Here is a 6,655-nt window from a genome sequence, read left to right as displayed (position 1 = left end):
ATGCCGTTCATGAGGCCGGTCTCGAGGACATAGTCCACGCTCTCGTGGTACCAGCCCCGGTCCGGACGGTCGGTGAAGGCCTTGGACGGGCAGTTGTCGGAATTGGCCGGGATCGTGCGGGTCTCCGTTGCGCCGCAGCCGGAGCAGGTGCGCGTCTGCTTGCCCTCGTGGAAGCAGCCGGCCGGCTCTGTGGTCTCCCACGCGCCCCAGGTGTGGGTGTGCGGTGCGGAGATCTCGTGGATGTCCGCGCGGTCGCGCACACGCAGGCGGGCGAGGATGGCGCTGTCGGCGCTTTCTTCATCGACGTCGCGGGAGCCGATGCCGATGCCGCTGACGGTCATGCCGACCGTGAGCTTGTCGAGGCTCGTGTCCGTGCTCGTGATGTAGCCGTTGATGAACAGGAGAGCCGTGCCGGTCTCGTCCTGCACATAGATCTTGTCAACGACGCCTGCCGTCTTGTGGATCTCGGTGATCTTACCCTCGACGCGCATCAGGTTGCCGATGTTCTCGTCCGCCATCGCGGCCTTCGCTGTGACGAGCTGCGGCTCGAGCGGGGTGATATCGTCGGAGATGATCTCGATGCTGCCGTTGTAATCGCTGCTTAGGTTCAGCTCGATCTCGCCGCAGTAGTAGGTCACGCCGCCGTGGACGCGGACCTTCATGCCCTCGGCATAGTTGCCCGCGACCGGGAAGACGTTGATGCCGCGCGTGTCGTCCTGCACATAGATGCAGTCGAAGAACGCGGTGTTCTTGTCATAGCCGGAGGCATTGGCCGTGACGGTGCCCTCGACCGTGAATTCTTCCTTCTCCGCAGCCTTGTGAACATCCGCGATCTTCGTGACGGTCTCGGCGGGCTTCAGGGAGTTGAGGATGTTGCGCAGGATGAAGCGGTTGGCGTAATCCTGATCGCTCTTGATGTCGTAGTTGCTGAAGAACGTCACGCCGGAGGTGATGACCCAGCCGCCGCCGGGCAGATCCTCGTAGGTCATGACATTGACGTCGCCCTTCTTGACGGTCACGCGGCCGTCGACGGACTCGTCGTACTCCGGCACGAAGGAGCTGCCGTCAAAGTAGCCGTCGTAGTGCGTGCCCCAGGTGCTCTGGTAGCCGCGCACGAGGACCTGCACCTTGCTCTCGTCGAGGACCTCGACCGGGCCGCCGTTGTAGAGCTGGAAGCCGGTCTGGTTGTCCGTCGCGGGGGTGGTGCCGAAGGCGTTCGAGGACGTGTAGGCGCCCGCGGTGAACGGATGCCCGGTGTTGAAGTTCTCCTTGGAGGAGAGGTAGAGACGGTAGGCCTCGTTCGCCTTCAGGTCATTGTCGACGATGATGCCGTTGACAATGCGGGAGTGTGCACCGATGGCGGTGAGCAGGGCGTTGGAGTTCTCGGCGCAGTTGTCATACTTGTTGTCGCGGTCGGACTTGGAGCAGAGGATGACCTTGCCGCCGTTGTCCGTGTACTGCTTCAGCGCGGCGATCTCGGCCTCGGTGTACATCGTGGCCTTGGCCGTGTTGCGGCGGTACGGGACCGTCAGAACGAGGAGGGTATAGTTCTTCAGGTTGTCATAGGTGAACTGACCGGCCTCGATGTAGCTGCACTTCACGCCGTTGTCGGCGCAGAAGCTGATGAAGTTGCCGGCGCTTCCGGCATAGTCGCCGGAGAGGTAGTAGTTGTCGTGGCCGTGGTCGACGCCGACGTTGATGAGGTCGGCCGCGTCATAGACCTTGAGCTCCAGCGTTGCGGCACACTGGAATTCCTCGCCCTCGTAGGTGCCGGTGTAGAGCACGCGCAGGGTCTGCGCACCGGCGGCGGTGGGCTTGAACGTGAAGGAGAACGTCTCCTTCTGGTCCGGAGCCAGCGTCTTGGCCGGGGTCTGGGTCTCGACGGTCGTCGTCGTGCCGCCCACCGTGACGGTCAGCTCGACCTTGCTGATCTGGTAGTTCGCGGTGGCCGCGTTCGTGATGGTGGAGGTGATGGTCTCAGAGGTGCCGACCGTGCTCAGGGCGGTGCTGTTCTTCAGATCCGCCGTGATGGGCGTGGCCTCGCCGACCCACACAGGAGCGGTCACGGCGATGTCGCCGTCGGCCTGCGTGACCTTCAGGTAGTAGTAAGGCTCGGTGTTCGGCAGCTCGGCGTCGAGCTCATAGGTCGAGCCGGAGATCTCGAACGTCTTGACGGTGATGCCGTTTGCGCCGATGACCTCGACCTTGCCCAGCTCCTCGCCGTCGGGGTCGGCGATGCTCGCTTTGACGCGGACGGTCTCGAGCGTCTGGCCGTCCTCGAGCGAGATGATACCGCCCATGAGGGTATCGTTCAGATAATAGTAGATCGCGAGGTTCTGGTCCTCGGTGGCGTAGACGCGGCGCTCAGCCATGGCGGCATAGAGGCCGGCCTCCGTGAAGTCGTCGGTCACGATGACGTCGCGGCAGGTGTTGGAGTCACCCCACTTGCCCTTGTGGTTATCCTGGTTGTTCGTCGGCGCGACATGCCAGCCCTTGGACAGAGCCTTGTCATACTCGGAGTAGCTCGGCCAATAGGAGCTGCCGCCGACTGCGCCTTCGCCGTTGCCGACCTCGACGAGGTTCAGAACGACGTCGCGCGACGGGGTATAGCCCGCGAAGTCATCGAACGTGCCGAACGTCGTGCCCGGATGGTTGAACTGGGAGACGACCGGAGCATTTTCGAGCCACTTCGTCTTCACGCCAGCCGCGACGGCTTCGCCGTTGACATCGAGGCCCTTGTTCGCGTTGACCATCAGGTCGTTATACAGGTGCATGCCCGCATAGCTGTTGCTCTTCTCATTGAGCTCGCCGTTATTGCGGGAAACGATGCCGTAGGTGTTGAAGGTGTTCGTGTGGCCGGGGCCGCCGGACCACGTCATCTCGTAGCCGTAGGCGGCGATGAAATCCGTGGACAGGGCGTTGTACTTCTCGGCAGTCTTTTTGGCCTCTTCCCACTTCGTCATGGTGCCGTCCGCGGTCTTCTCGAGCGAGGACAGGTCGTAGTAGCTCGTCTTCGTGGCGGAGCTCTTCGTATCGAAGTAGTTCGAGTGGTCCGTGACGATCAGGAAGTCGACGTCCTTGGCCTGCATGGCATGCTCATAAGCGTCCTCGAGCGTGCCAGCACCGTCGGAATACTCCGCGGTGTGGGAGTGCATCTGGCCGAAATACAGGCTGAGGCCGGATTCGCCGACAAAGAACGACCAGATCTTCTCGGCCTTCTTGCCGTCCTTGCGGGTCACGGTCAGCTCGACGACGTACTTGCCGTCTGCCAGATCCTTCGCCGGGGTGTAGGTGAGCCTGCCGTCCTTCAGAACGGGCGTGACGCTCTCGCCGTTGAGCTTCATGGAGAACGTCGGGCCTTCGCCGAGGTTGGCGGCGACTGCGCCGATCTCCGGGCGCTTGTTCGCGCCGGTGGCCTCGTTGGCCGCAGGCATGACGTTCGTCAGCACCGGCTCATCGAGGACCTGCACGGTCGTCTCGCCGGAATAGGTCATGCCGAAGCTGTTCTTTGCGCTGGCCGTGAGCTTCAGGCTCATCTGGCCGGACAGGGCGGCCATCGGGACGGTGTAGGTGTAGACCTTGCCCTCGACGGAGGCGGCCGTCAGGGTGACGGCAGCGCCGGTCGTCTGATACTGCACGGTCATCTCCGTGATGTCGGACAGGTCGTCCAGTGTGACGGAGAACGTGTAGTCCAGGCCCTGATAGGCGTCGGCCGCCTTGAAGGAGACCTTCGGGTTCAGAACATAGCCAATGTTCAGCTCGTCCTGCACAGGGTAGAACTTCATGGCAAACAGCTCGAGGCTGCCGTTGTAGGTCCAGCCGCTGAAGCCGTTGCTGAAGTACTCGATGCACACCTTTTTGTTATTGTACTTTGCCGTCTTGTTATAGATGATGTAGCCCTCCGACTTCTTCTCGAGCGTCCACTTGGTGTAGTCGCTCTCGACGGTGTCGAAGTACAGGCACTCGGCGTTCGAGCCGTCGGACTGGTTCTCGGACGTGCGCAGGAACTTGCCCTGATTTTCGAACGTGTAGTAGGTGCCGTCGGTGTGAACGGTGAAGATGAGGCCGCCGTTGCCGACCTCGATGCCGCTGCCCTTCGGCGTGGCTTCGACGCCCGTGAGGGAGGGCGCAGTCGTATCGTCCGTCTGCGGGCCCATGACGGCGCCCGCGTTGTCGTTGTAGATCACGACGGTCTGGCCGTCCTTCGGCAGCTCGCCCGCCTCGGGGCGCGTGCCGATGTAGCCGTCGTTGTCCGGGTCCGCCGTGCCGTCCACGGAGAAGAAGCGGAAGACGTAAATGCTCCAGTCGTTCTTGTTCGGGTTGTACGTCCAGGCCTTAAAGGAAGTATAGAACTCCAGGAAGATCTCGTAGTTATTGTACTTGACCTCGGCGCTGGCGATGGAGAAGCCGTCGTAGTCCTTGCCAGCGTCGGCGATCTTCCACTTCGAGCTCATGGAGGAGCCGGACTTCGGCTCGTTCTCGAACGTGAGCTTTTCGGCGCTGTCCACGGTCAGATACTGACCGCCGCACGTCAGGTAGTAGGTGCCGTCCGCGTTCTTCACGGCCTGATAGGCACCTGCGCCCGTCTGCACGGTCAGGTTTGCAGACTCCTCGGAGCCGGAAGCGGCCGAAACGCCGACTGCGCCGCCGGCGGCCGCCGGCGAGAACACGCCGCCTGCGGGCGCACTGTAGATGACGAACGTCTGCCCGCTCTCCGGGATGCCGTCGATGGGCGTGGCCGTGAAGCGTTCCTTCGCAGCCGATACGACGGGCAGCATCGTCAGGGCCATTGCCAGCACAAGGAGCGCCGCCATGACCCGACTGAGGTGTTTCCTCATTAGATTATCCTCCTTTTCTGTCCCCCCTGTATATGCAGAGGGCAATATGATGAGTTTATGATACCATACTTTCTCTGCGATTGCCATAGAAAACAGGATGTTCATACGGAGATTTTACTTTTTTCGGCAGAATTGCCAAAGATATGCCGCGTTATTCCGCTTTTTGGCCCTGCGTCTCATACAGCCCGCAGGGTTGACAGCCCATGGGCCGGACGGTATAATAGAATCGTTAATAAACATTTTCGGAGGTTGACCCATGAAGAAGCTCACCCTGCCGCGTCTGGCCTCTGCCGTTCTGGGCGCACTGTTTTTCCTTGCTGCCTGCATCGTGCTCGCCGTCCGGCTCGTCCGCGGCGAGGCCGGGCTGACGGACGCCGCCGCCCTTGTGCTCACGGCCTGCGGCGGCGCGGCGCTGACCGTGCTGGCCCTTCGCTCCCGTGCGCCCGGCCTGCGGCGCAGCCTGTGGGTGCTGCTGGCGGCGGCCGTCGTGTTCCTGGTGTTCTATGGCCTTGCGCAGCAGACGCCCTCCGTGCCGATGTCGACGGTGCAGCAGGCCACGCACTATGTCCGCGGCCGCGTCGTCGAGGTCACGGATAACGCCTATCAGGGCCAGCAGGACTATGAGGACATCCCGGTCGGCAAGCAGACCGTCCGCGTGGAGCTGCGCTCCGGCAAATACCGCGGGCAGGTCTATGAGCTGCCGAACCAGCTGAGCTATCTCTACGGCACGATCCTGAAGGCGGGCGACGCCGTGACCGTCGCCGTTACGGAGGAGGACGGGGAGATCAGCAGCATGACGCTGCAGGACTACGACCGCACCGTGCCGCTGGCCCTCGTGGTGCTGGCCTTCCTTGTTGTCACGGTGCTCGTCGGCCGGAGGGTCGGCGCAAAGTCGCTGCTCGGCCTCGGCCTGACGGTCGTGTGCATTTTCTCCATCCTCATCCCGCTGCTCCTCGGCGGCTGGCCGACGCTGCCGACCATTCTCGGCATGTGCGCCTATGTGACGGTCGTGGAGTTCGTTATCCTCGGCGGTGTGAACCGTAAGACGCTCTGCGCCATCCTCGGCACGATCTCCGGCGTTGCTTTCGCGGCCCTGTTCGGCGAGCTGGCCTGCGCCCTGCTGCGCGTGAACGGCTATAAGATGTATTCCGCCGAGCCGACCATCGAGGCCCTGCTGCAGATCAAGCAGGGGCAGGATCCCATGCACTCGCTCCAGCTCGGCGATCTGCTCGTCGGCGGCATTGTCATCGCGGCCCTCGGCGCGGTGAATGACGTAGCCATGAGCATCAGCTCCGCCATGAATGAGCTCGTGGCCGTCAACCCGGCGCTCACGCGCCGCCAGCTCCTGCGCTCCGGCATGAACATCGGCCGCGATATGGTCGGCACGATGACCAATACGCTCATCCTTGCCCTCGTCGGCAGCTCGCTCGTGCTGATGATCTATCTCTCGTCGCTCGAGCCGTCGTTCTCCCAGCTCATGAGCGGCACGTTCTTCTCCGTGGAGATGGTGCAGGCCATCGCCAGCTCCGTCGGCGTTATCCTCGCCGTGCCCCTGTCCGCCCTCATCGGTGCGTTCCTGTTTGCAAAGCATAAAAAGTAAAACGCAGGGGAGCGGCAAGTGGAAACTTGAAACCGGAAAGCGGAAAGTTTTACAAGGCCGCCGTAGGGGAGCGGACAGCCGGGCCCGGCTGCGCACTTCCAGTCCGTACCGGCCGCCGTTAAAATGGTGATCGCCTCCGATTTGTCATTGCGAGGAGCGAAGCGACGTGGCGCCCTGAGCGCGAAGCGCGAGGAAGTGCCCTTGGGGTGCAATCTCG

1 protein-coding gene and 1 pseudogene are annotated in these 6,655 nt (G+C 62.6%); one reads left to right on the top strand and one right to left on the bottom strand.

Translation table 11 applies throughout. The features are described 5' to 3' along the window. A pseudogene (locus WMO66_RS01625) lies at positions 1-4,838 on the bottom strand (hypothetical protein); the annotation flags it as partial. A 256-nt stretch (positions 4,839-5,094) separates the two neighbouring features. On the opposite strand from WMO66_RS01625, the gene WMO66_RS01620 reads away from it, so the two are divergent. Then, positions 5,095-6,438 carry a YibE/F family protein gene (locus WMO66_RS01620; RefSeq protein ID WP_349134668.1) on the top strand — a complete coding sequence of 448 codons (1,344 nt, stop codon included), beginning with the start codon at positions 5,095-5,097 and terminating at the stop codon, positions 6,436-6,438. Positions 6,439-6,655 lie beyond the last annotated feature (217 nt).

The sequence above is a fragment of the Faecousia intestinalis genome (assembly GCF_040096185.1).
Lineage (GTDB): Bacteria > Bacillota > Clostridia > Oscillospirales > Oscillospiraceae > JAZOXB01.
Note: the sequence above shows the minus strand (reverse complement) of the source record. Positions and strands in the feature narration are given on the sequence as shown.

Coding starts and splice junctions, on each gene's coding strand:
- WMO66_RS01620 (WP_349134668.1), top strand. CDS start 5,095: ATGAAGAAGCTCACCCTGCCGCGTCTGGCCTCTGCCGTTCTGGGCGCA.